This window comes from Pandoraea terrigena, assembly GCF_902459705.1.
Taxonomy (GTDB): domain Bacteria; phylum Pseudomonadota; class Gammaproteobacteria; order Burkholderiales; family Burkholderiaceae; genus Pandoraea; species Pandoraea terrigena.
Map to the genome: position 1 here is coordinate 97,062 of NZ_CABPRU010000004.1, position 25,907 is coordinate 122,968.

21 protein-coding genes are annotated in these 25,907 nt (G+C 65.4%); 3 read left to right on the top strand and 18 right to left on the bottom strand.

The genetic code is table 11. The annotated features are described in order from the left end of the window. Window positions 1-33: 33 nt before the first annotated feature. The 13 genes from PTE31013_RS10605 to trxA form a co-directional block, all read right to left on the bottom strand. The gene (locus tag PTE31013_RS10605) at window positions 34-2,583 is read right to left on the bottom strand and encodes an ABC transporter permease (protein ID WP_246174272.1); all 2,550 of its coding nucleotides are present in this window, start codon (window positions 2,581-2,583) and stop codon (window positions 34-36) included. Then, window positions 2,570-3,166, bottom strand: a complete 597-nt coding sequence (locus PTE31013_RS10610; RefSeq protein WP_150612779.1) for a DUF4126 domain-containing protein — start codon at window positions 3,164-3,166, stop codon at window positions 2,570-2,572. The genes PTE31013_RS10605 and PTE31013_RS10610 overlap by 14 nt, the downstream gene beginning before the upstream one ends. A gap of 281 nt (window positions 3,167-3,447) precedes the next feature. Next, entirely contained in the window at window positions 3,448-3,765 is a 318-nt protein-coding gene (gene sugE, locus PTE31013_RS10615; protein WP_150612780.1) for a quaternary ammonium compound efflux SMR transporter SugE, read from the bottom strand. A 348-nt stretch (window positions 3,766-4,113) separates the two neighbouring features. Next, entirely contained in the window at window positions 4,114-4,824 is a 711-nt protein-coding gene (gene kdpE / locus PTE31013_RS10620; protein ID WP_150612781.1) for a two-component system response regulator KdpE, read from the bottom strand. Then, the gene (locus PTE31013_RS10625; protein ID WP_150612782.1) at window positions 4,817-7,687 is read right to left on the bottom strand and encodes a sensor histidine kinase; all 2,871 of its coding nucleotides are present in this window, start codon (window positions 7,685-7,687) and stop codon (window positions 4,817-4,819) included. Before PTE31013_RS10625 ends, kdpE begins: the two co-directional genes overlap by 8 nt. Before the next feature lie 183 nt (window positions 7,688-7,870). Then, window positions 7,871-8,455, bottom strand: coding sequence for a potassium-transporting ATPase subunit KdpC (gene kdpC / locus PTE31013_RS10630; RefSeq protein ID WP_150612783.1), 585 nt, complete (start codon window positions 8,453-8,455; stop codon window positions 7,871-7,873). A gap of 77 nt (window positions 8,456-8,532) precedes the next feature. Beyond that, the gene (gene kdpB / locus PTE31013_RS10635; RefSeq protein ID WP_150613029.1) at window positions 8,533-10,590 is read right to left on the bottom strand and encodes a potassium-transporting ATPase subunit KdpB; all 2,058 of its coding nucleotides are present in this window, start codon (window positions 10,588-10,590) and stop codon (window positions 8,533-8,535) included. A gap of 97 nt (window positions 10,591-10,687) precedes the next feature. Then, window positions 10,688-12,493 (bottom strand): potassium-transporting ATPase subunit KdpA, encoded by a 1,806-nt coding sequence (kdpA, locus tag PTE31013_RS10640; RefSeq protein WP_150612784.1) that lies wholly within the window; start codon window positions 12,491-12,493, stop codon window positions 10,688-10,690. Beyond that, complete coding sequence (gene kdpF, locus PTE31013_RS10645) at window positions 12,490-12,582, bottom strand: K(+)-transporting ATPase subunit F (protein ID WP_063389843.1); 93 nt, start codon at window positions 12,580-12,582, stop codon at window positions 12,490-12,492. Before kdpF ends, kdpA begins: the two co-directional genes overlap by 4 nt. Before the next feature lie 405 nt (window positions 12,583-12,987). Further along, complete coding sequence (locus tag PTE31013_RS10650; protein ID WP_150612785.1) at window positions 12,988-14,070, bottom strand: amino acid ABC transporter substrate-binding protein; 1,083 nt, start codon at window positions 14,068-14,070, stop codon at window positions 12,988-12,990. Window positions 14,071-14,180: 110 nt separating this feature from the next. After that, window positions 14,181-14,768 carry a P-loop nucleotide/nucleoside kinase family protein gene (locus tag PTE31013_RS10655; RefSeq protein WP_150612786.1) on the bottom strand — a complete coding sequence of 196 codons (588 nt, stop codon included), beginning with the start codon at window positions 14,766-14,768 and terminating at the stop codon, window positions 14,181-14,183. Further along, entirely contained in the window at window positions 14,765-15,142 is a 378-nt protein-coding gene (locus tag PTE31013_RS10660; protein WP_150613030.1) for a cupin domain-containing protein, read from the bottom strand. The genes PTE31013_RS10655 and PTE31013_RS10660 overlap by 4 nt, the downstream gene beginning before the upstream one ends. A gap of 34 nt (window positions 15,143-15,176) precedes the next feature. Further along, a complete protein-coding gene (trxA, locus tag PTE31013_RS10665) occupies window positions 15,177-16,028 on the bottom strand; it encodes a thioredoxin (RefSeq protein ID WP_150613031.1) in 852 nt (283 codons plus the stop codon). A gap of 192 nt (window positions 16,029-16,220) precedes the next feature. On the opposite strand from trxA, the gene PTE31013_RS24785 reads away from it, so the two are divergent. Then, window positions 16,221-18,743: a cation:proton antiporter domain-containing protein gene (locus PTE31013_RS24785; protein WP_174978514.1), complete on the top strand. Its 2,523-nt coding sequence runs from the start codon at window positions 16,221-16,223 to the stop codon at window positions 18,741-18,743. Between the two features lie 100 nt (window positions 18,744-18,843). Here the strand turns inward: PTE31013_RS24785 and PTE31013_RS10675 are convergent, their stop codons facing one another. After that, entirely contained in the window at window positions 18,844-19,743 is a 900-nt protein-coding gene (locus PTE31013_RS10675; RefSeq protein WP_150612787.1) for a pirin family protein, read from the bottom strand. Window positions 19,744-19,942: 199 nt separating this feature from the next. On the opposite strand from PTE31013_RS10675, the gene greB reads away from it, so the two are divergent. Continuing rightward, a complete protein-coding gene (gene greB / locus PTE31013_RS10680; RefSeq protein ID WP_150612788.1) occupies window positions 19,943-20,506 on the top strand; it encodes a transcription elongation factor GreB in 564 nt (187 codons plus the stop codon). 66 nt (window positions 20,507-20,572) lie between these two features. Here greB and PTE31013_RS10685 read toward each other — a convergent pair whose 3' ends face one another. The 4 genes from PTE31013_RS10685 to PTE31013_RS10700 form a co-directional block, all read right to left on the bottom strand. Then, window positions 20,573-22,996 carry a RelA/SpoT family protein gene (locus PTE31013_RS10685; RefSeq protein ID WP_150612789.1) on the bottom strand — a complete coding sequence of 808 codons (2,424 nt, stop codon included), beginning with the start codon at window positions 22,994-22,996 and terminating at the stop codon, window positions 20,573-20,575. A 60-nt stretch (window positions 22,997-23,056) separates the two neighbouring features. Then, window positions 23,057-23,263, bottom strand: a complete 207-nt coding sequence (gene rpoZ, locus PTE31013_RS10690; protein WP_150612790.1) for a DNA-directed RNA polymerase subunit omega — start codon at window positions 23,261-23,263, stop codon at window positions 23,057-23,059. A gap of 90 nt (window positions 23,264-23,353) precedes the next feature. Continuing rightward, the gene (gmk, locus tag PTE31013_RS10695) at window positions 23,354-24,031 is read right to left on the bottom strand and encodes a guanylate kinase (RefSeq protein WP_150612791.1); all 678 of its coding nucleotides are present in this window, start codon (window positions 24,029-24,031) and stop codon (window positions 23,354-23,356) included. Window positions 24,032-24,036: 5 nt separating this feature from the next. Beyond that, a complete protein-coding gene (locus tag PTE31013_RS10700) occupies window positions 24,037-24,966 on the bottom strand; it encodes a YicC/YloC family endoribonuclease (protein ID WP_174978515.1) in 930 nt (309 codons plus the stop codon). 210 nt (window positions 24,967-25,176) lie between these two features. Between PTE31013_RS10700 and rph the strand changes: the two genes are divergently transcribed. After that, window positions 25,177-25,905, top strand: a complete 729-nt coding sequence (gene rph / locus PTE31013_RS10705; protein WP_150612792.1) for a ribonuclease PH — start codon at window positions 25,177-25,179, stop codon at window positions 25,903-25,905. Window positions 25,906-25,907: the final 2 nt, after the last annotated feature.

Consider the following 25,907-nt stretch of genomic DNA (forward strand, 5'->3'; position numbering starts at 1 on the left):
CGCGGCACGATGCCGCAGCGCCCCTGAAGGGCATCAAACCTCGCGCAACGTGTGCACCGCCGACTGACGCAGCACCGCCCGCAGGCCGCTCCATCCGCCGATCAGCGCGCAAAGCACGCCCGCGCCGACGCCCAGCAACGGCAGCCACGGATTGAAGTGCAGCGCGAACTCGAAGACGTAGCGCGCCAGTGCCCAGCCGAGCGCGCCGGCGCCCAATGCTGCCAGCAGTCCGGCCAGCGCGCCGACAGTCACCAGTTCCGCCAGATGCACGTCGCGAAGTTGCCGCGACGACGCCCCCAATGCGCGCAAGATACCGCTCTCGCGCATCCGCTCATCGCGCGTACCCGCGAGTGCCGCATAGAGCACCAGCACACCCGCCGCGAGCGTAAAGAGGAACAGCGCCTGCACGGCGTGGATGACCTGCGACAGGATTTGCTGGATCTGCGCGAGCAAGGCGCCCGTGTCGATCACCGTCACGTTGGGGAACTGACGCACCAAGGCATCGGCCACGCCCTGCTGCTGTGGCGCAAGATGAAACGACGTAATCCACGTCATCGGAAAATCGCGCAGCGCGGCGGGCGGCATCACCACGAAGAAATTCACGCGCATCGATCCCCAGTCCAGCTTGCGAAGACTCGTAATCGGCGCGTCGATGTGCTGGCCCGCGACTTCAAAGCGCAGCGTGTCGCCAAGCGCCAGGCCAAGCGTCTTCGCGATGCCCTCTTCCATGGAGATCTGGGGCGTCGAGGCATCACCGTACCACTGCCCGGCTGTCACACGATTGCCTTCAGGCAGCACCGCCGTGTAAGACAGGTTGAACTCGCGCTCCGCAAGACGCCGCGCCCGCACTTCGGTGTAGCTCTCGCCGGTCACCGGCTTGCCGTTAATGGCGGTCAGACGCGCACGAATCATCGGCGAGAGCTGCACGTTCGGCAGTCCTGCGGCGTGCAATTGCGACAGCACCGGTGCATCCTGCCCCGGCTGGATATCGATGACGAAGCGGTTCGGCGCGTCCGGCGGACTCGACTGACGCCAGCCCGCGACCAGGTCGTTACGCGTCACGGCGAGCAGCAACAGCGCCATCAACCCCAGCCCGAGCGCCACCACCTGCAACGCACTGCCGAGTCCGCGACGGCGCAAGCCCGCCACAGCGTAGCGCCATCCGATGCCCCCCATCGACCCGCCCGAAGCACCGCGACGCCTGGCCCAGGCCGCCAGCACGCGAATGGCGAGCCAGGCGAGCCCACCGAACACCACGGCTGCGGCGACGAACCCGCCCGCCACCATGGCCCCGAGCCGCAAGTCTCGCGCGGCGAACAGCAGCAGGGCGCCGAAGGCCAGTGCACTTGCGCCATACGCAAGCCATCCTTGCCGACGCGCCCCGCCCACGACATCCCGCCGCAGCACATGCAGGGGCGCAACCTCGGAGAGCGGCAGCAAGGGCGGCAGCGCGAAACCCAGCAGCATCACCAACGCACTCGCCAGACCCAAGACCGCCGGTCGCCACGTCGGCGCCGGCAACCCCGCCGGGATGACGCTCCCCAACTGCGCGAGCAGCACCCAATGCGCCGCGTAGCCGAGCGCAACGCCCAACACCCCCCCCATCAGGCCAAGCCCGATGAATTCGAGCGTCACCATCCCGCGCAACGCCCGGCGTGACAGGCCCAGGCAACGCATGACGGCGCAGGCATCGAGATGGCGCTCGCTGTAGCGGCGCGACGCGATGCCCACCGCCACCGCCGCCAGCACGGCGGCGAGCAGGGCCACCAGCGAGAGGAAGCGGTCAGCGCGATCGAGCGTCTGACGCACCTGCGGCTGCCCTTCCTCCAGCGATTCGAGTTGCACGCCGCGCGCCTGTTCGGCGGCCGGCCGCGCCCACGCGGCGAACCTGGCGACCTGCGCGTCCGTGCCGGCCACCAGCAGCCGGTAGGTAATCCGGCTACCGAACTGCACCAGCCCCGTCGAGGGCAGTTCGTCGAAACGCATCATGACGCGCGGGGCCAGCGATCCGAAGCCATAACCACGGTCCATTTCGCGCGTGATGACGGCGGCGATGCGTAACGTCCGATTGCCCACGCGAATGGACCCGCCGGGTTTGACGTGCAGGGCATCGAGCAGCGCGGTGTCGACCCATACCGTGCCCGGCGCGGGAATGGTCGCCGCGGGGGCATCGGGCGTGTCGGCGCCGGCATCGGGTGCCGTGCGCACACGCCCGCGCAACGGGTAGCCATCGCTCACCGCCTTGAGCGACGACAGACGGCTCGCGCCGATCTGCCCGTGCTCGCCCGGGACGCTGGCCATGCTGGGGAAATTGGCAACGACGGCCGTGGCCAGCCCATCGGCCTGCGCCTGACGCGCAAATGCCGGCGACAGCGGGGCGTCGCCGCGCACGACGAGATCGGCGGCGAGCATCTGCCGGGCATCGCGCTCAAGGCCACCCTGCATCCGATCCGAGAGAAATCCCACGCTTGAGAGTGCGCCGACCGCCAGCAACAACGCGACGAGAAGCAGATGCAATTCGCCTGCGCGCCAATCGCGCAGGAACATCCGCCATGCCTGGCGGGCAACGTCAGTGAACCCCATCGTTCCTCAATCCTTTGACCCGCGCCAGCAACGATCGCCAACCGCGCCAGACGCGAGGCAGCCACCACCACGCCAGCACGACGAAGATCAATAACATGACGAGAAAAACGGCGGGAAGGAAAAACGCCAGCGCGAGCCCGCCCACCGTCGACACATCTTCGCCGGCTGAGGCCGCCACATTGGAGAAAGGTTCCGGCGACGTGTTGATCAGCGCCCGGCTGCCCGCCTTGGCCAGATGGGCCGTACCCGCCAGCGCACCGTCCCCCAGCCCGGCCAGCACCATGACGGTCGGATCCATCTGCCCCAGCGCCGCCGCCCCCAGCACGATCCCGGCAGGAATGCGGATGAAGGTATGCACAGCATCCCAGGCACTGTCGACGAAGGGGATCTTGTCGGCAAAGAACTCGATGGCCGCCAGCACGCCGGCCGTGGCGATCACCCACGTCGACGTCAGCACGGCCAGCGAGGGTGGCAGATGCAGCCATCCCAGACGCGCCGCCATTCCCGCGCAGAACACCGTCAGGTACAAGCGCAGGCCACTGCCCCAAGACAGCCCCGCACCCAGCGCAATCGATTCAAGCATGGCGACCTCACTACCGCCGACATGACGGCGTCGCACGATCACGCGTCGCGTACCGCCGACGCGGTAACGGCCATGGCGGGCCGCTACCCGCCCGCCCCCTTTGCCGGGCTGACTTCCCAAGTGACGCATCAATGACGCACAGTCGGCGAACGCACGCCGCCAGACAGCCACCGAGACGTAACACGACCGCTACCGCGTCATTATGCCGCGCGCTGCGACAACGCACCACCGGTGCCGGAAAACGAGGATTTGGCGTAGCCGGCTCAAGCGGACCGGCGCGTTCAGGCGGCGGTCAACTTCAACCCGACGAGACCCGCGAGAATCAATGTCACGCTGGCAATACGGGCAGCGGACGCCGACTCTCCAAACAGCACAATGCCCAGCACAAACGCCCCGACTGCGCCGATACCGGTCCAGATGGCGTACGCCGTGCCCAGCGGCAGCGAACGCACGGCCAGCGCAAGCAGCCAGACACTGCCGATCATTGCGCCAATCGTGAACACCGACGGCCAGAGACGCGAAAACCCTTGCGTATATTTGAGGCCGACGGCCCACGCCACTTCCAGCAAACCGGCAAAAACGAGAAGCATCCAGGCCATGACAAACTCCGATGAATAAATCGGGGTCGTCCCCGGAAGCGAAGAGATCCGCTTGCTGGGTCGTCCCGGCAAGGGGTTCCATCGGATGTCGAATGACGCGGCGGCGCGCCAGCTTCGCAACGTCGCAACGTCGCGAATGCGCGCCTGACCGCAAGGGAGATCGTCACACACCCGAGACAGAACGAGCCGATTCTAGCAAAGCTCGCACACCGTGGTCGTCAGTCGTGATCGGACGTCGGATCGATCACAAGGGCGCTTCGGATCGCACCGCCGCGCCACGCATGAGCCCCCCAGCGTGCCACACCACGAACCGCAGACGCCCCCCCGCCCAGTCAAACGTACCAAGGCTCAACCCAGCGCGTCGGTTTCAAGCCGGTAGCCGACCCCCGTCTCCGTCAGGATGTGCCGTGGCTGCGCCGGATCGGCCTCCAGCTTCTGGCGCAGGTGGCCCATGTAGATGCGCAAATAGTGATGACTCTCCACGTGCGACGGCCCCCACACCTCCTTGAGCAATTGCCGATGCGTCAGCACGCGCCCCGCATGGCGCACCAGCGTGATCAGCAGCCGGTACTCGATCGGCGTCAGATGCACGGGGTCTCCCGCACGCGTGACCTTGCGTCTCGCCAGATCGATGTGGATATCGCCGAACGAAATGGCTTCGTCGAGGGTTTGCGCATTGCCGCCACGATGATGGCGTCGCAGCTGTGCCCGGATCCGCGCGAGTAGCTCCGACACCCCGAACGGTTTGGTCAAATAGTCGTCGGCGCCGACATCGAGTGCCACGACCTTCTCCCACTCCTCGTTGCGAGCGGACAGCACGATGATTGGCATATCGGTCCAGCTTCGCACTTCACGAATGACCTCCACACCGTCGATATCCGGTAGTCCCAGATCGACGATGAGCAGATCCGGCTTGCGTGTCGCGGCCTCGACCATGCCCCGCCGCCCGGTATCCGCCTCGTGCACGACCATGCCTTCGGCTTCCAGCGAGGTGCGCAGGAATCGTCGGATCTGCCTTTCGTCTTCAATCACCACGATGGTGATGGTCGGTTCACTCATGTTCTCGGGTCGTGTCCACGTCGGGTGTGCGGGGTGTCTGCGGCTCGTCAGCGGGCATAACCGCCATATCCTCCGGGGCGGTCGTGCGCGATGCGGGCATCATGTCCGGCCCGTCCGTATTGACGCCTTCCGGACCGTCCACCCCCTCCGGCGCCATCGGTGGTGTCTCCACCGGCAACGTGAAGATGAAGCGCGCCCCCTGGCCGTCCGGTACGTTGGTGGCGTGAATTCTACCGCCGTGCGCCTCGACAATGGCGCGACAGATCGCCAGTCCGAGCCCGATGCCGGGCTTGGCGGACTCCTTTTCCCCGCGCATGAATTTCTCGAAGATGCGTCCTTCCATGCCCGTAGGCAGGCCTGGACCATCGTCGCTCACGCTCACTTCCACCTCGTCGCCATGCACACGCGCGGCAATCTCGATATGCGAGCCCGCGGGGGAATACTTCGCGGCGTTCTCCAGCAGGTTGGTGAACAAGCGCTCCAGCAGCACGGCATCGAAGCGCAGCAACGGCAGGTCGGCGGGCAGCCGCGTGGTCACGATGTGCCCGGCGAGCGACCGGCGGCAGGCACGCAACGACGTGCCCACCACTTCCTCGAGCATCTGCCACTGACGGTTGAGCGGCACGCCACCCGCCTGCAACTTCGCCATGTCGAGCAGATTGGTCACGAGCCCCGTCATGCGCTGCGCCTCCTCGTGAATGGCCTCGACGAGGTCGATGCGCAACGGTCCGGGCGTCTCGGCGTTGCGGCTCAGCATGCTCGCGAAACCCACGATGGACGTCAGCGGCGTTCGCAGATCGTGTGAGATTGCCGAGAGCAAGGAGTTGCGCAGCCGCTCGGACTCCATCGTCACCAGCGCATCCTGGGCAATTTCGACATAATGCACGCGCTCGAGCGCAAGGGCGATTTGTGCGGCGAACGTATCGAGCAGACGTTGCTGATCCGGCGTACCGATGGCCCCTCCCCCCTGCGGCGTGGGGGCGACCACCAGCACGCCGCGCGTGCGCATGGGCGCGCGCAGCGGAAGATAGTAAGCGTCCGACGCAGGCAACGTGTTGGTGCCCCGCCCCGCCGCTTGCTGACGGTCGTAAACCCATCGCGCCACATCGGTGTCGATATGCGCCGGCAGGGTTTCCGAGCGCGCATTCTCGATCGGCTGCCGCACGCTCCCCTGGCTATCCGGCAGCAGCAGCGCCACACGCGCCTGAAACACTTCACGCACATGGCGCGAGCCGATTTCCACGATCTGCGGCGTGGTGAGCGCTGCCGCCAATTCGCGGGCCATGGCGTAGACTGCGCCCGTGCGACGCTCGCGCCATGTGGCCAGCCGTGCCTGGAACCGCAGGCTGGTCGTCAAATGGCTGATGACCAGGGCGACGGTAAGCATGACGGTGAATGTCAGCAGGTACTGGGTATCGGACACCGACAGCGACATCTTCGGCGGCACGAAAAAGAAGTCGAATGCCACCACCGACAGAAACGACGCCAGCACCCCCGGCCCGCGCCCCAACCGCATGGCCGCCACGATCACACCGAGCAGGTACAACATGGCGATATTGGCCAGGTCCAGGAACGACACGAGTTGCGCCGCGGCGAGCGACACGGTGCCGCAGATCCCGACCGCCCACGCGTAGGCGCGCCAAGGTCCGCCCACGAGCCCCAGTTCGGGGGCCGATTCAAACCAGCCGCGCCAGTCGCCGCGCACCACGCGCCGATCGGCCACCGCATCCCCCGCCGCCGGCCCGATCAGCACGACGTCCACGCCACGGGCGAGCCGCATCATCTGCTCGTGCAGCGGCGTGCGCGCCGTCCACCAGCGCCGGGCGCCGCTTGCGCCCACCACCAGCTTCGAAACGTTACGCATCTGGGCATAGGCGAGCAGCGTGGTCGCCGCGTCCGCGCCGTCGAGCGTGAGGGTTTCGGCGCCCAGCTCCTGCGCGAGTTTGAGCGCCGCGTAGGTGCTTTCTCGACGGACGGGCGATTGCCGCAGGATGGCGGGCGTCTCCACATGGACGGCCAACCAGTCGGCACGCAGGTTTGCCGCGAGCCGCGCGCCCGCGCGCACCAGCGCCACGCCCTCCGGCCCAGGGCCGACGGCGACGAGCAGCCGCTCACGCGCCTGCCACACATGGCTGATCGACTGATCGGCACGGTACTCGCGCATTTGCGCATCGACGCGATCGGCCGTGCGGCGCAGCGCCAATTCGCGCAACGCGATCAGATTGCCCTTGCGGAAGAAGTTGCGCACCGCGCGCTCGGCCTGCGCAGCCATGTATACCTTGCCCTCGCGCATGCGCTCGAGCAGCTCGTCGGGCGGCAAGTCGACCAGCTTCACTTCGTCGGCCAGATCGAAGATGCGATCGGGCACGGTCTCCCATACACGAATGCCCGTGATCTGTCCGACCACGTCGTTGAGCCGCTCCAGGTGCTGCACATTGAGCGTGGTGTACACGTCGATGCCGGCATCGAGCAACTCATGCACGTCCTGCCAACGCTTGAGATGCCGCGTACCCGGCACATTCGCATGGGCGAGTTCGTCGATCAGCGCCACGGCGGGTTTGCGTGCCAGCATGCCGTCGAGGTCGAATTCTCGCAGGACGCGGCCGCGGTAGTCGACCGACTTCTGCGGCAGCACTTCCAGCCCCTCCAGCAGGCGCGCCGTTTCGTCGCGGCCGTGCGTCTCCAGCACGCCGACCACGACATCGGTGCCCTCCTCGCTGAGCTTGCGCGCGGCCTGCAACATGGCAAACGTCTTGCCCACCCCGGCTGACGCGCCGAAGAAGATCTTCAGCCGGCCGCGCTGCTCGCGGGCTTCCTCACGCTGCAGCTTGTCGAGCAGTTCGTCGGGATCAGGGCGTTCCATGCCAGCCATCGAATCAGTCCATCAGAAAAGCGAACGCCTCGCCGTCAGGCGAGGCTCGCGTCACATCATCGGTCGCCCAACGACGCTCAAAAGCGACACGCGCCGGGCGTGCCGCCAATCTACCGCAGGCGGCGAGGCAAGACCAGCCATTTGCCGGCTTGCCGCGCGCGGCGGATACCCATTTCAGATGCGGCCGTGCGCCAGTGCGTCCAACGCCAGGTTCAACTTCAGAACATTCACCCTGGGTTCTCCGAAAATGCCCCACTGCCGGCCTTCGGTGTATCGCGCCACGAGCGAGCGCACCGTGTCAGGCGCGAGGTCGCGCGCCTTCGCCACGCGCGTGACCTGGTAGTCGGCCGCTGCCGGGCTGATGGCCGGGTCGAGACCGCTGGCCGAGGCCGTGACCAGATCGCCCGGCACCGGCAGCGTTGCGCTCGGATCGGCTTCACGCAAGGCGGCAATGCGTGCCTTTACGGCGTCGGCGAGCGCGGGGTTGAGCGGGCCGAAGTTCGAGCCGCCCGAGGACATCGCGTTATCGGGCATCGGCGCCGTGGCCGACAGACGACCCCAGAAGTACTTCGGTTCGTCGAAATTCTGACCGATCAGCGACGATCCGACGGCTTTGCCGTCGCGGTAGATCAAGCTGCCGGCGGTTTCGCGCGAAAACGCCGCGCGGCCGATGCCGGTGACGACCAGCGGATACACCAGCCCCGTAATGACCGATAGCACGACGAACAGACTGAGCATCGGACGCAAGAGGGTTTTCATGACATCAATTCCTTAGAGGTTCAGCAATGTGGCCCGAACGCATGGCCGATCGGCCATCGCGTTCGGGCGCCGCGCGATCAGGCCCAGCCCATCGCGGCGATGATCAGGTCGATGACCTTGATGCCGGCGAACGGCACCAGGATCCCGCCCAGACCGTAAACCAGGAGGTTGCGGCGCAGCAGCGTCGCGGCCCCGACCGGGCGATACTTCACGCCCTTGAGCGCCAGCGGAATCAGCACCACGATGATCAGCGCGTTGAATATCACGGCCGACAGGATCGCCGAGGACGGGCTCGCCAGGCGCATCACGTTGAGCGCATCGAGTTGCGGATACGTCGTCGCGAATGCCGCCGGAATGATCGCGAAGTACTTCGCCACGTCATTGGCAATCGAGAACGTCGTGAGACTGCCGCGCGTCATCAGCATCTGCTTGCCGATCTCGACGATCTCGATCAGCTTGGTCGGATTCGAATCCAGGTCGACCATGTTGCCCGCTTCCTTCGCGGCTTGCGTTCCCGAGTTCATCGCCACCGCCACATCCGCCTGGGCGAGCGCCGGAGCATCGTTCGTGCCGTCGCCCGTCATCGCCACCAGCTTGCCTTCGGCCTGATACTTGCGAATCGTCGCGAGCTTCGCTTCCGGCGTGGCTTCGGCGAGGAAATCGTCGACCCCCGCTTCGGCTGCAATGGCCGCGGCCGTCAGACGGTTGTCGCCCGTGACCATCAGCGTCGTGATGCCCATCTGGCGCAGTTCGGCGAAGCGCTCCTTGATGCCGCCCTTGACCACGTCCTTCAGCTCGATCACACCCAGCACGCGGGCACCGAGTGCGTCTTGCTCGGCCACCACCAGCGGCGTGCTGCCGCGACGCGCGATCTCGTCGACCGCATTGGCGAGCGCCGCCGGCCATACCCCGCCGGCCGATTCCACGTAGTGCCTGAGCGCGTCCGCCGCCCCCTTGCGGATCTGCTTGTCCTCCAGGTCCACCCCACTCATGCGCGTCTGCGCAGAGAACGGGATGAACAGCGCGTGCAGGCCACCCATTTCCCGCTCGCGCAGATTGAAGCGCTGCTTGGCGAGCACGGCGATGCTGCGGCCTTCCGGCGTCTCGTCGGCCAGCGAAGCGAGTTGTGCGGCGTCGGCCAGCGCACGCTCGTCCACGCCCGGGGCGGGCACGAACTGCGATGCCTGACGGTTGCCCAGCGTGATCGTGCCGGTCTTGTCGAGCAGCAGCACATCGACGTCGCCCGCCGCTTCCACGGCACGGCCCGACGTGGCGATCACGTTGGCTTGCATCATGCGGCTCATGCCGGCCACACCGATGGCCGAGAGCAGCCCGCCAATCGTCGTCGGAATCAGGCAAACCAGCAGCGCGACAAGCACCGTAATCGTGACCGGGTGCCCGGCTTGCGTGACGAACACGCTGTAGATCGAATACGGCAGCAGCGTGGCGGTGGCGAGCAGCAGCACCAGCGTGAGCGCGACGAGCAGAATCGTGAGCGCGATCTCGTTCGGCGTCTTCTGCCGCTTCGCGCCTTCCACCATGGCGATCATGCGGTCCAGGAACGCCTCGCCCGGATTGACCGTCACGCGCATGACCAGCCAGTCCGAGAGCACCCGTGTGCCACCGGTGACGGCCGAGAAATCGCCGCCCGACTCGCGGATCACGGGGGCGGATTCGCCCGTGATGGCCGATTCATCGACCGACGCCACGCCCTGCACCACTTCGCCGTCGGCCGGGACCACATCGCCGGCTTCGACGAGCACGAAATCGCCGCGACGCAGGCTGGCACTGTCGATCACCAGGCATTCCGCGTCGGGCTGGGCCGACCGCAATTGCTTGGCCGGCACGTTCTTCTTGGCCTGGCGCAACGACGCGGCCTGCGCCTTGCTGCGGCCTTCCGCCAGGGCTTCGGCAAAGTTCGCGAACAAGACCGTGAACCACAGCCACAACGCGATGGCGAGGATGAACGGCGCGCTCGCCTCGGCGTGGCCCGATATGGCCATGCCGAAGAGCACGGTCGTGAGCAAACTCCCCACGTACACCACGAACATCACCGGATTTCTGGCCTGTGTGAGCGGGTGCAACTTGCGAAACGAGTCGACAATGGCGGGCTTGACGATGGCAGGGTCGAACATCGACAGTGACGTCGGCGTATGCCCTTTGCCCACCGGCCGGGTGACGGTATTTCCTGAGGGTTGATTCATGAGTGCCTCGAATGCCTCATTTCAATAATCAATGCGCACCGATCATCGTCAGATGTTCGGCGACCGGACCGAGTGCAAGCGCCGGCATATAAGTGAGCGAGCCCACCAGCAGCACCGTACCGAGGAGCAGCACGACAAACAGCGGGCCGTGGGTAGGCAACGTGCCCGAGGTCGCGGCAATGCGCTTCTTGCGTGCGAGGGCACCGGCAATCGCCAGTACCGGCACGATCACCCAGAAGCGGCCGAACCACATCGCGATCGCCAGCGTGCTGTTATAGAACGGCGTGTTGGCCGACAGCCCCGCAAACGCGCTGCCGTTATTGTTCGCGGCCGAACTGTAGGCGTAGAGAATTTCCGAGAAGCCGTGCGTTGCCGGATTCGCGGCGCCTGCCTGCCCAGCCGGCACGAGTACCGCGAGGGCGGTGCCGAGCAGCACCAGCAATGGCGTCATGAGCACGGCCACGGCGACCATCTTCATCTCGAACGCTTCGATCTTCTTGCCGAGATACTCCGGCGTGCGTCCGATCATCAGCCCGGCCACGAACACCGCGAGCATCGCGAAGACGAGCATCCCGTAGAGCCCCGAGCCCACGCCGCCGAAGATCACCTCGCCCAACTGCATCAGCAGCATCGGCACCAGTCCGCCCAGCGGCGTGAGCGAATCGTGCATCGTGTTGACGGCACCGCACGAGGCGGCCGTCGTCACCGTCGCGAAAATGCCCGAGGCCGCGATGCCGAAGCGCGTCTCCTTGCCTTCCATGTTGCCGCCTGCCTGCGTCGCACTCGCTTGCTGATCGACACCGAGCGTCGTCAACACCGGATTGCCGGCCTGCTCGGCCGACACCGTGGCCACCGCGGCAATCGAAAATGCAATCGTCATCGCGGCGAGCAGCGCCAGTCCCTGACGGCGATCGCCAACCATGCGCCCGAACATATGGCACAGTGCGGCCGGGATCAGGAAGATCGCCAGGATCTCCAGGAAATTCGACAGCGGCGTCGGGTTCTCGAATGGATGCGCCGAGTTCGCGTTGAACACGCCGCCACCGTTCGTGCCGAGCATCTTGATCGCTTCCTGCGAGGCGACCGGCCCCATCGGCAACGTTTGCGTCTGCGTCACGGCAGGCGTCGTCACCGGCTTGCCGGCGGCGTCGAGCTTCGGCTGACCGTCCGGGCCGAGCACCGGATTGTCGTAATGGGTGGCCTGCAGCGTCGTCACATCCTGATAAGCGCTGAAGTTCTGAATCACGCCCTGGCTCATGAACGCCGCCGCCAGCACGATCGAGATCGGTACCAGGACGTAGAGCGTAATGCGGGTCATATCGACCCAGAAGTTGCCGATCGTCTGGGCCGTATGACGGGCAAAGCCGCGAATGAGCGCGACCACCACGGCAATCCCGGTGGCCGCCGACATGAAGTTCTGCACTGCCAGACCGAGCATCTGCGTGAGATAGCTCATGGTCGACTCACCGCCATAGCCTTGCCAGTTGGTATTGGACACAAAGCTCACGGCCGTATTCATCGACGAGTCCGGGCTGACAGCACCGAACCCCTGCGGGTTGAGCGGCAGCCAGACTTGCCAGCGTTGCAGGGCATAAACCGCCAGGGCGCCAAGCGCGTTGAAGCCGACAAGCGCGACCGCGTAGGCGCGCCAGTGCATTTCCTTGTCGGGATCGATGCCGCACACTCGATAGAGCGCGCGTTCCAGGGGCGCGAACCAGCGGTTCACGCGAGATTCACCGGCGAGCACGTCGGCCATGAAACGACCGAGCGGGCGTGCCAGCACCAGCAGCACGACGAGGAAAACGCCGAGCTGAATCCAGGCGTTGAGTGTCATGCCAGGTCCTCCGGCTTGAACAGCGCGTAGACGAGATAAGCGAGCAGCGCGAGCGTGAGTCCGCCGCTCAGCCAATACATGGCGGTCATTGCTGCCCTCCTACCGACGCGCAGAACGCGACAAAACCGACGGTCGTGGCAACGAACACCGCAAGCACGCCGAGATATACCCAGTCCATGACAACTCCCTATCGTGTGGCGGCCGGCACGCCACGGACGCGACGCGCCCTCGCATGCGCATGCCAGCCGTGCATTGAACGATACGGATCGGCGCGTAAAGACGGGGACAAAACGGATAAACGGGGTGTAAACAACGTATAAAAACGAGGGGGCCTCGACGCGAAGAAGCCCGCCGATATCGCTATCGGCGGGCTTCCGGTTCAGTGGGGGGCAGCAACGAAACCTCCCGTCCGGATTCCAGCGTCATCATCGACTCAACGTCGCGCGGAGCGAGGAACCGCGGAGGCGTCTTGCTCCGGCGGATTGGAATGGGCGTTAGGGGGGCGTGTTGTTATCGGCGGCTGACCCGTAGCGTGCACCGGCGGCCCAAAGCGCGAGCATGTCGGGCGACGGCACGATGCGGAGCCTGTGCCCGAAAGGCGGCACGGCAGCCTGAAACGACTCGCGTTGCAGTTGAAGCATATCCCCGTTGCGGAAGATCTCGGCGAGTGCGGCATCAACGCGCGCCTTGAACGCCGGGTCGTCCTTGGGCAGGGCGAGTGCGTAGTACTCGGGCTCTGTCCCCAGCGGCGGTCCGACGATCCGGAAGGCGTTCGGCGACTTGCTGGTAGCGCGCAAGCCTTCGAGCAGAACGTCGTCGAGCGCGAGCGCTTGCGCACGGCGCTCACGGAGCATACGAAATGCGTCGTCGTAGTCGCGCGCCATCAGGAGCTGGAAGCCTGCCCGTGCGTGTTGGGCACGCACGAGCCGCTCGGCGGTCGTGCCTTGCACCACGGCGAGTCGCAGCCCTCGCATATCGTTGATCGAATGAATCCCGGCGCCGTGCCGAACCATGAGGCGCACGCTAGCGGCGTAATACGGCAGGCTGAAGGCCACTTGCTGTTCGCGCGCCACCGTGACCGTCGACGGCGCGCAATCGATGTCGATGGCTTCCCCCTTGATCAGCGGCCCGCGCATCTGCTCGATCATGCGCACCGGGGTGCTGCGCAGGTCCGGCATCTCCATCTCGCGTTGCAACGCTTGCACAACGCGTTGGCACAGCGCCCACGCCAGCCCCATCGGCCGATCCTTCGCATCCACATACGAGAATGGGACCGCCGTTTGCCGATAGCCCAGCACGATGCGTCCGCGCTCGCGAATGCGCGCCATCGTCGGGGAAGCGTCGGAACGCGCGGCGGTGTCGTCGCCCAACGCCACCGCGGCGTCCGCCATTGACCACGGGATCGCCGCCGTGTTCACCCGAGGTAGTCCGGGCACCGGCGGCTGGCCAGCGGGTGCCACCGCCGGAATGACGAGCGCTAGCCCAGCCGCCACTGTCAACACACGACGCAAGCATGGACGCAGGAAGCCTGCGACACAGGCCACGGACGATGACAACCGACAAGTAGGCAGGGACATGGTCGACGCCGGGACAGGGAGAAAGGTGTCCGTACCTTAGCAACGCCGCACATCGATCGACCCGCCACAAACCTCTTTTCGGACAATTCCCTAGGAACGTAGATCGACCGTCAGCACCTATGCGCGAGCAACGTTTGCAGCAGACGCTCGTCGTCTTCCGCCGTCGGCGCGGTATTGTCGTAGCGCACCAGATCTGGGAACGCCGCGGCGGATGGCGAGAACCGGCGCAACCGGTATTCATCCCAATGCGCGAGCTTGTAGGCGTCGTTCGGATTGCCGCGGCTCACGATACGCGCCTTCGCGTTGGCCTCGTCGAGATCGACCCAGACCACGTGTACACTCACGTCGTCATCGACCCCGAGCCACGCGCGATCGAACAGGCGCCCTTCGCGCAGCTCGCGCGAGAGCGGCCCGACCACCAGCACATTCACCCCCAGGCGCAGGTTTTCGCGTGCCGTGTCCAACAGTCCCGCGTACTCCGGGTCGCGCAACGTCTGCAAATACAGCGGGCTGTCGCGGTCGTTCGGATTGCCCGTCAACGCGCGCATGACCGCCGCGCTGTAAGCACCGTAGAGCGTGTCCTTATCCAGCAGGCAGAACGCGCCCCCGCTGCGCGCAATCAACGGGCCTATCAGACGCTTCGCCAACGTCGTCTTGCCCGCCCCGGCGTGGCCGCAGAAGAAAACGAGGCGCGTCATGATTGCGCCTTGCGCTCGAACATCACGAAATGCTTGCGCACCGGTTCGATGACCTCGAACACCCCCTCGAAGCCCGCCGGAATCACACCGGCGTCGCCTGGCCCGAACGCCGACGCGTTGCCCTCAAGGTCGGTGATGCAAATGCGCCCCTCGATGACCGAAAAATATTCCTGACGATGCGGACCAAAGGCAATGCGCCACGCGCCGGGTTCGCACGTCCACTCCCCGCAATCGAACTCGCCGAGCGCGTCCGTGTAGAACGGGCGCGTCACACGTTGCGGATTGCCGCGCACACGGCGCGCTTGCGCGGGATGGTCGAAGACGGCTTCACCCGCCTGAGCGGGAGCGAAAGTAATCAGTGAGGGAGCGTTCATCATGCGTGCGGAGAAAAAGGTCGACAAAGCAGGCTCAATTGAGCGCCGCGCTCAGCTTGCGTCGCCACGCCGCCACGGTGGCCGGATCCGTCTCAGAGAGCGCGTCGAAGATGGCCAGCATCGACTTGCGCGCGGCATCGTCGCCGAACGTGCGGTCGCGCTGCACGATATCGAGCAGCGTCTGCAACGCCGGCGCGTAGTCGCGATCCGCAAGATAGCGGTTGGCAAGATCGAGCCGTGCCTGCAAATTGGCGGGCTCCGCGTGTACGCGCGCGAGCAGCGCCTGCGCGGGCGGCAGATGACTCGCCTGCTCGGCCGCGGCAATGCGTGTGTTCAACGCGGCGATGCGCGCGTCGCCACTGGCCGCCGTTCGCGGCGACAGCAGCGCCAGTTCCGCCCGCGCGCCGTCAACCTCGCCCATGCCGAGCATTACGTCGGCCAGATCGAGACGCACATCGTCATGCGCGGGGTCCAGCGCCAGCGCCGCCTGCAACGCGTCACGCGCGACGTCCGGCTTGCCCGCCATCAACGCGTCGTGCGCCACGCGGCGAGCCATCTCCGCCGGATTCGGCATGATCCGGTCGATGAAGGCGCGCAACTGTCCTTCGGACAACGCCCCCACGAACTGGTCGACCGGCTCGCCGTCGACGAATGCGACCACCGTCGGCAGGCTGCGCACGCCATATTCCGCACAAAGCTGCGCGTTCTCGTCGGCATTGATTTTCACGAGACGAATGCGCCCCTGCGCTTCGGCTTCGAGTTTTTCGAGCAACGGTCCAAGCACGTTGCATGGGCCGCACCACGGCGCCCAGAAATCGGCGAGCACTGGCACTTGATGCGAGACGGCCAGCACGTCTGCATCGAAACTGGCGAGATGGGTATCGATCATAGGTCCTATCGAGCGTGGTAAATTGCGTGGACGGCGGCTGTTACTCATCGAATACGGCCGCCGGCGAGATGCATGGTAAGCATGGTAATCGCAAAACTGGGCAAATCGGTACGGACGCGCTTGAGCGCCGCGGGTTCCCGACTGGGTCACGCGCCGCTCCCCCCCGTCTGACGGTATGCAGGGGGGCACATGCACGCAGGCCATGGCACGGCAATCTTCTTCACGCAACTGCTCCTGCTGGTTCTGGTCGGCCGTTTGCTCGGCGAGGTAATGCAGCGCCTGCGCCAGCCGGCGGTCATGGGCCAGTTGCTGGCCGGCGTGCTGCTCGGCCCCTCCGTCTTCGGCGCCCTGATGCCCGCTTGGCAACACGCCATCTTCCCCGATACCGAAGCGCAGAAAAGGATGCTCGACGCAGTCGCCGAGCTGGGCGTGCTGCTCCTGCTGCTGTCTACCGGGCTGGAAACCGATCTGGGTCTCGTTCGCCGCATGAAGCGAATGGCGATCTTCGCGTCGGCGGGCGGCATGGTGATCCCGTTCGCCTGCGGCGTCGCGCTTGGCTGGTATCTGCCCGGCGATCTCCTGCCGCATCCCGAGACCAGACTCGTCACCGCCCTCTTCCTCGGCACTGCGCTGTCGATCTCGTCCGTTAAAGTCGTGGCGATGGTCATTCGCGAAGTCGACTATCTGCGCCGCAACATCGGCCAGATCATCCTCGCGGCCGCCATCCTAGACGACACCACCGGCTGGATCATCATCGCTGCCATCGCCGGCCTTGGAGCGAGCGGTTCGATCGATCTTGGCCATCTGTCGATCAGCCTGGGCGGCACGTTACTGTTCATCGTGCTGTGCTTCACCGTGGGCAAACGTGCCGTGGCCGTCGCGATTCGCTGGACCAACGACCACTTCACCGCCGAGATGCCCGCGCTCAGCGCGATTCTCGTCATCACGTTCGTGCTGGCGCTCGCCACCGACCGGCTCGGCGTGCATACCGCGCTGGGCGCGTTCATGGCCGGCGTCATGATCGGGCAGTCGCCGATTCTCACCGAGCAGATCGAGGCACAGCTACGCGGGCTGATCGTCGCGCTCTTCGCGCCGGTGTTTTTCGGCGTGGCCGGCCTGTCCGTGGATCTGACGATCCTGCTCGACCGGCGCATGCTCGGGCTGGTCGCCGGATTGATCCTGATCGCGAGCATAGGCAAATTCACTGGCGGCTTCCTCGGTGCACGCCTCGGCGGCATGTCGTCGGCCGAAGCGCTGGCGCTCGCGACCGGCATGAACGCGCGCGGCTCGACGGAGATCATCGTGGCGAGCATCGGGCTCTCGCTCGGCGTGCTCAGCAGGGATCTGTTCACGATGATCGTCATCATGGCGCTGATCACCACACTCATCATGCCGCCCGTGCTGCGGCGGGCACTCGTGCGCATTCCACTCTCGGCGCAGGAGAAGGCGCGGCTCCAGAAGGAAGCCGCCGAGGCGAAGGACTTCCTGCCGAACGTCGAGCGGATTCTGGCCGCGGTGGACGGCAGCGCCAACGGGCGCTTCGCCGCATGGATCGCGGGACTGACGGCTGGCGTGCGCGGCACGCTGACGACCGTGCTCGCGCCCTCGCCTGCCCGAGCGGACGGCGACAACAAGGCGCGTGACGCCAGCGAGACCAACCAAGCCCCGGGCAAACGCGGTGGCAAGGCCAAGGCGGCGCATGAAGCCCTTGACCACGACGGCGACGGGCGCGACGCCTACGAGATCGCGCTCGCCGCCGCCACGCTGGCGGCGCCACGCGCCCCTGGCACACCGGGGGTGGCGGACGATTCAGGGGCTGACAAGGCTCGCGAGGCCGCGCGCTTGGTGCTGCGCGAGCGAAGCGGCAAGGCGCCGCAGAAGACGCCGGAATTGCCGCATGGCCCCATCAAGGCGAACGCCAACAAGGCGGCATCGGCCGACAGGCCGAACAACAGTGCCCCGAAGCACGCACCGGTGGGGGAAGCCTACGACGACAAACACGTAAGCGACGCGACCGAGGCGGGCGATTTCGTCGCAAGCGATCCATCGGACGCAGCGCGCGAGCAGGAAGCGTCGCACCCCGGTCGCAGCAACGAAGCCAATCGCATTTCCGACGAACTCGCCAAGGGCTACGGCTTCGTGATTGCCGGATTCGATGTCCCGGGCGAGGAATCGGATTCCGACGTCCCGCCGCTGCCCTTGCCTACAGGCGTGCTGCCGCTCACCAAAGCGTTCGACGGTGCCATCGGCATCGTGCTGGCCCACGGCGAGCATGCACGCCAGCCCGACGCGCCGCTCAGCATTCTCGTGCCGGTGTCCGGCACCGACTATTCGCGGCATGCGGCCGAACTCGCGATCACGCTGGCGCGCGCAGCGAACGCGCCCGTCACGGCACTCCACGTCTCCGCGCGCGTCGCGCCCGGCATGCTGCACCGGCGCTGGCGCCCGCGGGTGCTGCGGCCCGACGCCGCTGAAGCGGCCATGTTGGACAACCTGCATGCGCTGGCCGAGCGCAACGGCGTGAAGCTGCGCACCCGTCTGCTCGCCGGCGGCAAGGTCGACGAAGCCGTGCTGTATCAGATCCATCACGGCAAACACAATCTGCTGGTACTTGGCGTGCAGCCGCGTTTCGGTGACCGCCTTAACTTCGGCGCCGTCTCTCACCGTCTGCTGGAAGAGCGCCGATGCTCGGTGATCGTGCTCAGTGCGTAAGATGGACCATGAGGCATCGGCCGTCAGCCTGAGCTGCTGGCAGAAAAAACGCCCGCTGCCGATCGCTTCGGCAACCGGCGCCGACACGCCCAGGCGACGCTCAACTCGCCGACGGCTTGCGCGCCGGCAGTGGAATCCACTCCGCCTCACCAGGCACGGTGCCCATCTGCTGGGCCGTCCAGGCCGCCTTGGCCTGTTCGATGCGCTCACGGCTCGATGACACGAAGTTCCAGAAGATGAAGCGGTCGCCGTCGAGGGGCGCACCGCCCAGCAGCATCAGCCGCGCCGGTGTGTCGCCCGCCACGATGCGCATGTCCGCGCCCGGCGCGAGCACGCCCATGCGGTGCTCCAGCAGCACCTCGTCGTTGACCGTCACTTCGCCCTGCACGGTATAGACGGCGCGCTCCGCATACTCGGGCGGCAGTACGAATGCTGCGCCCGGCGCCATATCGACGGCCAGATAGAAGATCGGCGAAAACACCTTCACCGGTGCTTTCTTGCCAAACGCCTCGCCGAGAATCAGACGCATATGCACGCCGGGCAGGAAGATATCCGGCAGCGACGAGGCCGCGTGATGGGCAAACGTCGGCTCGGTCTCTTCGTCGGCCTGCGGCAGCGCCACCCACGTCTGAATCCCGTGCACGTCGCCGCCACGCTCGCGCACGTCATGCGGTGTACGTTCGGAGTGAACGATGCCACGCCCTGCCGTCATCCAGTTGACTGCGCCCGGCGTGATGCGCTGATCGCTACCAAGACTGTCGCGATGCCAGATCTCGCCGTCGAACAGGTAGGTGACGGTCGCCAGGCCGATGTGCGGATGCGGACGAACGTCCATGCCCTGCCCCGGCGACAGCGTGGCCGGCCCCATGTGGTCGAAGAAGATGAACGGCCCGACCGTCTTGAACGGCAGGCTGGGCAGGCTGCGCTGCACGGTGAAGGCGCCGATGTCGCTCAGATGCGGCGCGAGCACGGCGAGGAAGGGACTCGTGGATTCGGTCATGGTGCGGCTCTCCTGCGTTCGGATGGGCGATGGGGCGAATGTGAAGTGATTGTAGAGGACATTGCGGACACACTCCATGACACCTGAGCATGATTGCCGAGCGGCTTATCGCGCCTGCACGCATGTGCGACGCGCATCGCTCCTATAATGCAGGGATCCCGAAACGCTATATGCACACGCGCGTCGTGTGCATCGACTTATGAACAAGGCCTTCGTCAAGGAAGACAGCGGCGACGACGATGACGATCTCGACGCCGGCACCCCGGAAATTCCCGCGGGTACCAAGAACTACATTACGCCGACGGGCTATCGGCGCCTGAAGGACGAGTTGCTCGACCTCCTCGACAATCAACGCCCTGAGGTCGTGAAGATCGTGTCGTGGGCGGCGTCCAACGGCGACCGCTCGGAGAACGGCGATTACATCTACGGCAAGCGACGCTTGCGCGAGATCGACCGGCGCATCCGCTTTCTCACGCGACGCCTCGACAACGCCGAGGTGGTCGACACGCGTCGTCAGGAGAACGTCGATCAGGTGTTTTTCGGCGCCGAAGTGACCTATGCCGACGGCAAGGGCAACGAACACACGATCATGATCGTCGGCATTGACGAGGTCGATCTCGATCGGGGGCATGTGAGCTGGATTTCGCCGATGGCCCGCGCGATCACGAAAGCGAAAGTTGGCGACACAGTGCCGCTGCGCACCCCCGCCGGGCTGGAACAGATCGAGATCCTGGACGTGCGCTATCCGCCGTCGGAAGGCTAGCGAATAAGGGAATTCGGGCAGACGTTGTCGGCGCACGCCCGTCAAACGGGGGCGCCGGCGCGCGTGTCAATAGTCGCCGCGCTCGCGCGTGATGCGCATGGCGTGACTGGCGTTCAGTGCTTCCTGGTGGCGCTCGCTCGGTCGCTCGCGCGCCACGCGCATCACATCCGGATTCACGCGAATGCGACGCATGACGTTCGCCAGATGTACGCGGTCGCTCACCTGGATGAGGAATCGTAGCGTTGCCGACTCGTCCGGCACCACCTCATCCATGCCGATGTGCACGATGTTCGCGTCCGACGCCGTAATGTCGGCCGCCACCCGCGAAAACACGCCGCGGTTGTGACGCACGAGCACCTTGATGCCCACGTCGAACAGACGTCCCGGCTGCGCCGCCCAGGCCACGTCGATCCAGCGGGTCCGGTCCTTGCGGTGGATACGGTGCGCGACCGGGCAATCGGTCGTATGGATCGCCATGCCCATCCCGATGCCGATATACCCCATGATCGCGTCGCCGGGAATGGGGCGGCAGCACGCCGAGAACTGCACCGACATGCCTTCCGTGCCGGTGATGAGCACTGGCGGCCCGACCGTCTCGTCGCCCATACGCGGAGAATCCGAATCGTCCGGGCTATCGGTATCGTTCTCGCTTTCCTTGCCCGACGAGAGCACGGCGAGGCGCTTGGCCATGACCGCCGCGACACGGCGCCCCAGGCCGATGTCGGCAAAGATGTCCTCCTGGTCCTTGTTGCCCGTCCACTGTGCGAGCTTGTCCCAGATCTCCGGCGAGATTTCGCTCATCGTCAGGCCGTAGCCCTTGAGCGCTTGCTCCACCAGCCGCTCGCCCAGTTGCACCGATTCGGCAAAGCGCATCGTCTTGAGGTAGTGACGAATCGCCGAGCGCGCCTTGCCCGTGCGCACGAAGCCGAGCCAGACCGGGTTTGGCTTCGAATACGGCGCCGTGATGACTTCCACGATATCGCCGTTCTTCAGTTCGGTGCGCAGTGGCAGCAGTTCGTTGTTGATCTTGACGGCGACACACTGGTTGCCCAGGTCGCTGTGGACCGAATAGGCGAAGTCGAGCGCCGTGGCACCGCGCGGCAGTGCCATGATGCGCGCCTTCGGGGTGAAGACATAGACGGCGTCGGGGAACAGGTCGATCTTGACGTGTTCGAGGAATTCGGTCGAATCGCCGGTCTCGCTCTGGATGTCGAGCAGCGATTGCAGCCACTGATGCGCGTGCTTCTGCACATCGTTCATGTCCGCGCCACCGTTTTTGTACAGCCAGTGCGCGGCCACGCCCGCTTCCGCAATTTCATGCATGCGGCGCGTGCGGATCTGGAATTCGATCGGGGTACCGAAGGGGCCGACGAGCGTCGTATGCAGCGACTGGTAGCCGTTGACCTTCGGGATCGCAATGTAGTCCTTGAACTTGCCCGGCACCGGCTTGTAGAGCGCGTGCAACACGCCGAGCGCCAGATAACACTGCGCATTGGACTCGACGACGACACGGAAGCCGTACACGTCGAGCACCTGCGAGAACGACAGTTGCTTCTCCTGCATCTTGTTGTAGATGCTGAAGAGCGTTTTCTCGCGGCCGAAGACGTCGGCACTCACCCCGCCCTCCGTGAGCGCCTTCTCGACGGCGTCGAGAATCCTGCCGACCACTTCGCGCCGGTTGCCGCGCGCGGCCTTCACGGCCTTGTCGAGCACGGCGTAGCGACGCGGATGGTAATTCGCGAAGCTCAGATCCTGCAGCTCGCGGTAGGTATTGTTCAGGCCCAGGCGGTGGGCGATGGGCGCGTAGATGTCGAGCGTCTCGCGCGCCACGCGGCGTTGCTTCTCCGTCGACGTGACGCCCAGCGTGCGCATGTTGTGCAGCCGGTCGGCGAGCTTGACGAGAATGACGCGAACGTCGCGTGCCATCGCCAGGAGCATCTTGCGAAAGCTCTCGGCCTGCGCCTCTTCGCGGCTGCGAAACTCCATCTTGTCGAGTTTCGACAGGCCGTCGACCAGTTCCGCGACCTTCGGGCCGAATCGCTCGGCGAGTTCAGCCTTGGTCACGCCCTGGTCTTCCATCACGTCGTGCAACAAGGCGGCCATGATCGATTGCGCGTCGAGCTTCCACTCGGCACAGATCTCGGCAACAGCGACGGGATGGGTTATGTAGGGTTGTCCGCTCTGGCGATACTGGCCCAGGTGGGACTCATCGCTGAACTGGAAGGCTTCCTTGATTTGCGCGAGATCGTTTTCCTTGAGGTATTCCCCAAGCATGCCCTTCAGACGGGCGATCGAAACGACCTCATGCTTGCGCGGCTGCTCGGGCGTCGCCGTCGGACCGAACAGGTGCCGATACGACTGCTCCAGCAGCGCGTCTATGTACTGTCGCGTGGCGCTCTCGCCCTTTTTCTTTTTGCGCTCGGGCTTGGGTTCCCCCGCTTTGGGTTCATCCGCAGCGATGGACGCGACCGGTGATTTCGCATGACTCATACGTGTACCTGCATTGTCGAGCGGCCCGGAACGTCACATCGCATCAGTGCTGCCTCCCGATCAGAGCGGCACTTTCTTGAGCATCTCGACACCCACCTGACCCGCTGCGATTTCGCGCAGCGCGATGACGGTCGGCTTGTCTTTGTTGTTCTCGAGCTTCGGCGTGTGGCCTTGCGCCAGTTGGCGGGCGCGATAAGTCGCGGCGAGCGCCAGCTCAAAGCGATTGGGGATGCGTTTCAGGCAGTCTTCAACGGTAATTCGGGCCATAAGGAGTTTCCTTCTTGATATGAAGCGTATTCTATCGCAGCCGAGGCACGCTCGCGCAAAACGCAAGTGCGACCGGGGATTGCGAGGGTGTCAGGCGTGATCGTTCGGCGAGTGGATGTCCAGGTCGGTGAACAAGGTTCTGTGCCGCGCATACTGCGAGGCGAAGCGCAAACGCACAGCGGTGAACACGGATTGGAGTTGATCGAGCGCGCGCTGGAATTCGTCGTTGATGATGATGAAATCCGCGTCAGGCGCGTGGGCGATCTCGCCACCGGCTGCCAACAGGCGACGTGCGATGACGTTGGGCTCGTCCGTTCCGCGCTTCTTCAGACGCTCTTCGAGCGCCGCGATGGACGGCGGCAAGATGAAGATCCCGACAGCGTTCGAGAAGCGCTTGCGCACCTGCTGTGCGCCCTGCCAGTCGATTTCCAGCAATACGTCACGGCCTTCGCGCATCTGGTCTTCGATCCACACGCGCGACGTACCGTAATAGTTGCCGTGCACTTCGGCGCTTTCCAGGAACTCGCCGTTCTTCCGGCTCGCCAGAAACTGCTCGACCGAAATGAAGTGGTAATGCACGCCCTCCTCTTCGTTCGGACGCGGCGCACGCGTGGTGCTGGAGATCGACAGGCAAATGTCGGCGTCCTGCGCGAGCAATGCGTTGACGAGCGTGGACTTGCCCGCCCCCGAGGGGGCGACCACCATGAACAGATTGCCGGGATACTCGGCGTGCAGGGTAGCTTGCGGGATTTGCGATGGCACGGACATGCGACTTACTCCAGATTCTGCACTTGCTCTCGCATCTGCTCGATGTACAGCTTGAGCGCCATCGAGGCATCGGCGAGTTCCTTCGAGGCGGCCTTCGAGCCGAGCGTGTTCGCTTCGCGATTGAGCTCCTGCATCATGAAGTCCAGCCGTTTGCCCACCAGCCCCCCCTTGTCGAGGATATGGCGGGTTTCCTTCAGGTGGGCGTCGAGTCGCGTGAGTTCTTCCGCGACGTCGATGCGCACGCCATAAATCGTCACTTCCTGGCGAATGCGCTCGGCGATTTCGTCCTTGCTGGGCGCGGCCGTCCCTTCCGGTACCACGAGACCCAGCGCCTCCATCAGCCGATCGACGATCTTCTGTTGATGACGCGAGATCAGCTCCGGCACCATCGGCTGCAGGCCCGTGAGGATCTTCTCCATATACTCGATGCGCTCGATGAGACTTGCCTTGAGTTGCGCGCCCTCGCGCTTGCGCACATCGACGAGGTCGCTGATCGCCGCACGTCCGGCGTCGATCACGGCATCACGCAGCGCGTCGGCCGTCACCGACGCTTCGCCGAGCACGCCCGGCCAACGCAGGATCTCACCGGTGCGCATGCGCTCGGCGTCGGGGAAACACGCGAGCACTTGCTGTTCAAGCGCGGCGAGCTGGTTGACGGCATCCAGATTGAGGGCACCGTTCGTGCCGCTCTCGGGTCGCTGCACGTTGATGCGGATGTCGACCTTGCCGCGCGAGAGCTTGCCGGTGAGCGCTTCGCGCAGCACCGGTTCGCAGGCCCGCGCCTCTTCGGGCATGCGGAATGCCAGATCGAGGAAGCGCGAATTGACCGTGCGCAATTCGACCGACACGCTCGCGCCCGCGGCGCCATCGGCATGCGCAATGTCGCGCGTGACGCTGGCGTAGCCGGTCATACTGAAAATATTGTTGTCTTTCATCGGGGTGACCGGTACCACAGCCTCGTGACGGTTTTATCGCAAGGCGATGCATACCGGATTCGCATGCATGGATGAATTGCGATTATCGCATTTTCCGGCACTGCGCTCCCGAATCGGCCTGGCGACGCCGTGCGGCGCCGCCAGGCCTGCGGCGTTTAGCGATACCATTCGGGTATTGCCGCACAAACTCACCTTGCAGGACATTCACTCATGACGCAAATTCCCCGCCCGGACGGCCGTGCGCACGACGCACTGCGCCCCGTGCGCATCACCCGCCAATACACCCGCTACGCCGAAGGTTCGGTGCTGATCGAATGTGGCGACACCAAGGTCATCTGCACCGCCAGCGTGGAAGAGAAGGTCCCGGGCTTCCTGCGCGATTCCGGCCAGGGTTGGCTGACGGCCGAGTACGGCATGCTGCCGCGCGCCACGCACACCCGGAGCGATCGTGAGGCGGCCCGCGGCAAGCAAAGCGGACGCACGCAGGAAATCCAGCGCCTGATCGGCCGCTCACTGCGCGCCGTGTTCGACCTCGAAGCGTTCGGCCCGCGCACAATCCAGATCGATTGCGACGTCATCCAGGCTGACGGCGGCACGCGTTGCGCCTCGATTACCGGTGCGTTCGTCGCCGCCCACGATGCGGTCTCGAAGCTGCTCGCCGAAGGCAAACTTCAAACGTCTCCCATTCGCGCGCACGTTGCCGCTGTCTCCGTCGGGCTGTATCAGGGCACCCCGGTGCTCGATCTGAACTACGTCGAAGATTCCGCGTGCGACACGGACATGAACGTCATCATGACGAGCGAAGGCGGTTTCGTGGAAATCCAGGGCACGGCCGAGGGCGCGCCGTTCACGCGGACGCAAAGCAACGTGCTGCTCGATCTGGCCGACGCCGGCATTCGTCAGTTGATCGACGCCCAGAAGCGCGCGCTCGGAGTCTGAGG

Coding starts and splice junctions, on each gene's coding strand:
- PTE31013_RS10675 (WP_150612787.1), bottom strand. CDS start 19,743: ATGACCGAATCCACGAGTCCCTTCCTCGCCGTGCTCGCGCCGCATCTG.
- kdpE (WP_150612781.1), bottom strand. CDS start 4,824: ATGAGTGAACCGACCATCACCATCGTGGTGATTGAAGACGAAAGGCAG.
- PTE31013_RS10700 (WP_174978515.1), bottom strand. CDS start 24,966: ATGAAAGACAACAATATTTTCAGTATGACCGGCTACGCCAGCGTCACG.
- PTE31013_RS10625 (WP_150612782.1), bottom strand. CDS start 7,687: ATGGAACGCCCTGATCCCGACGAACTGCTCGACAAGCTGCAGCGTGAG.
- rpoZ (WP_150612790.1), bottom strand. CDS start 23,263: ATGGCCCGAATTACCGTTGAAGACTGCCTGAAACGCATCCCCAATCGC.
- PTE31013_RS10605 (WP_246174272.1), bottom strand. CDS start 2,583: ATGGGGTTCACTGACGTTGCCCGCCAGGCATGGCGGATGTTCCTGCGC.
- kdpF (WP_063389843.1), bottom strand. CDS start 12,582: ATGACCGCCATGTATTGGCTGAGCGGCGGACTCACGCTCGCGCTGCTC.
- PTE31013_RS10610 (WP_150612779.1), bottom strand. CDS start 3,166: ATGCTTGAATCGATTGCGCTGGGTGCGGGGCTGTCTTGGGGCAGTGGC.
- kdpC (WP_150612783.1), bottom strand. CDS start 8,455: ATGAAAACCCTCTTGCGTCCGATGCTCAGTCTGTTCGTCGTGCTATCG.
- gmk (WP_150612791.1), bottom strand. CDS start 24,031: ATGTCCGTGCCATCGCAAATCCCGCAAGCTACCCTGCACGCCGAGTAT.
- kdpB (WP_150613029.1), bottom strand. CDS start 10,590: ATGTTCGACCCTGCCATCGTCAAGCCCGCCATTGTCGACTCGTTTCGC.
- PTE31013_RS10685 (WP_150612789.1), bottom strand. CDS start 22,996: ATGAGTCATGCGAAATCACCGGTCGCGTCCATCGCTGCGGATGAACCC.
- kdpA (WP_150612784.1), bottom strand. CDS start 12,493: ATGACACTCAACGCCTGGATTCAGCTCGGCGTTTTCCTCGTCGTGCTG.
- PTE31013_RS10655 (WP_150612786.1), bottom strand. CDS start 14,768: ATGACGCGCCTCGTTTTCTTCTGCGGCCACGCCGGGGCGGGCAAGACG.
- PTE31013_RS10650 (WP_150612785.1), bottom strand. CDS start 14,070: ATGTCCCTGCCTACTTGTCGGTTGTCATCGTCCGTGGCCTGTGTCGCA.
- sugE (WP_150612780.1), bottom strand. CDS start 3,765: ATGGCCTGGATGCTTCTCGTTTTTGCCGGTTTGCTGGAAGTGGCGTGG.
- rph (WP_150612792.1), top strand. CDS start 25,177: ATGACGCAAATTCCCCGCCCGGACGGCCGTGCGCACGACGCACTGCGC.
- PTE31013_RS10660 (WP_150613030.1), bottom strand. CDS start 15,142: ATGAACGCTCCCTCACTGATTACTTTCGCTCCCGCTCAGGCGGGTGAA.
- PTE31013_RS24785 (WP_174978514.1), top strand. CDS start 16,221: ATGCACGCAGGCCATGGCACGGCAATCTTCTTCACGCAACTGCTCCTG.
- greB (WP_150612788.1), top strand. CDS start 19,943: ATGAACAAGGCCTTCGTCAAGGAAGACAGCGGCGACGACGATGACGAT.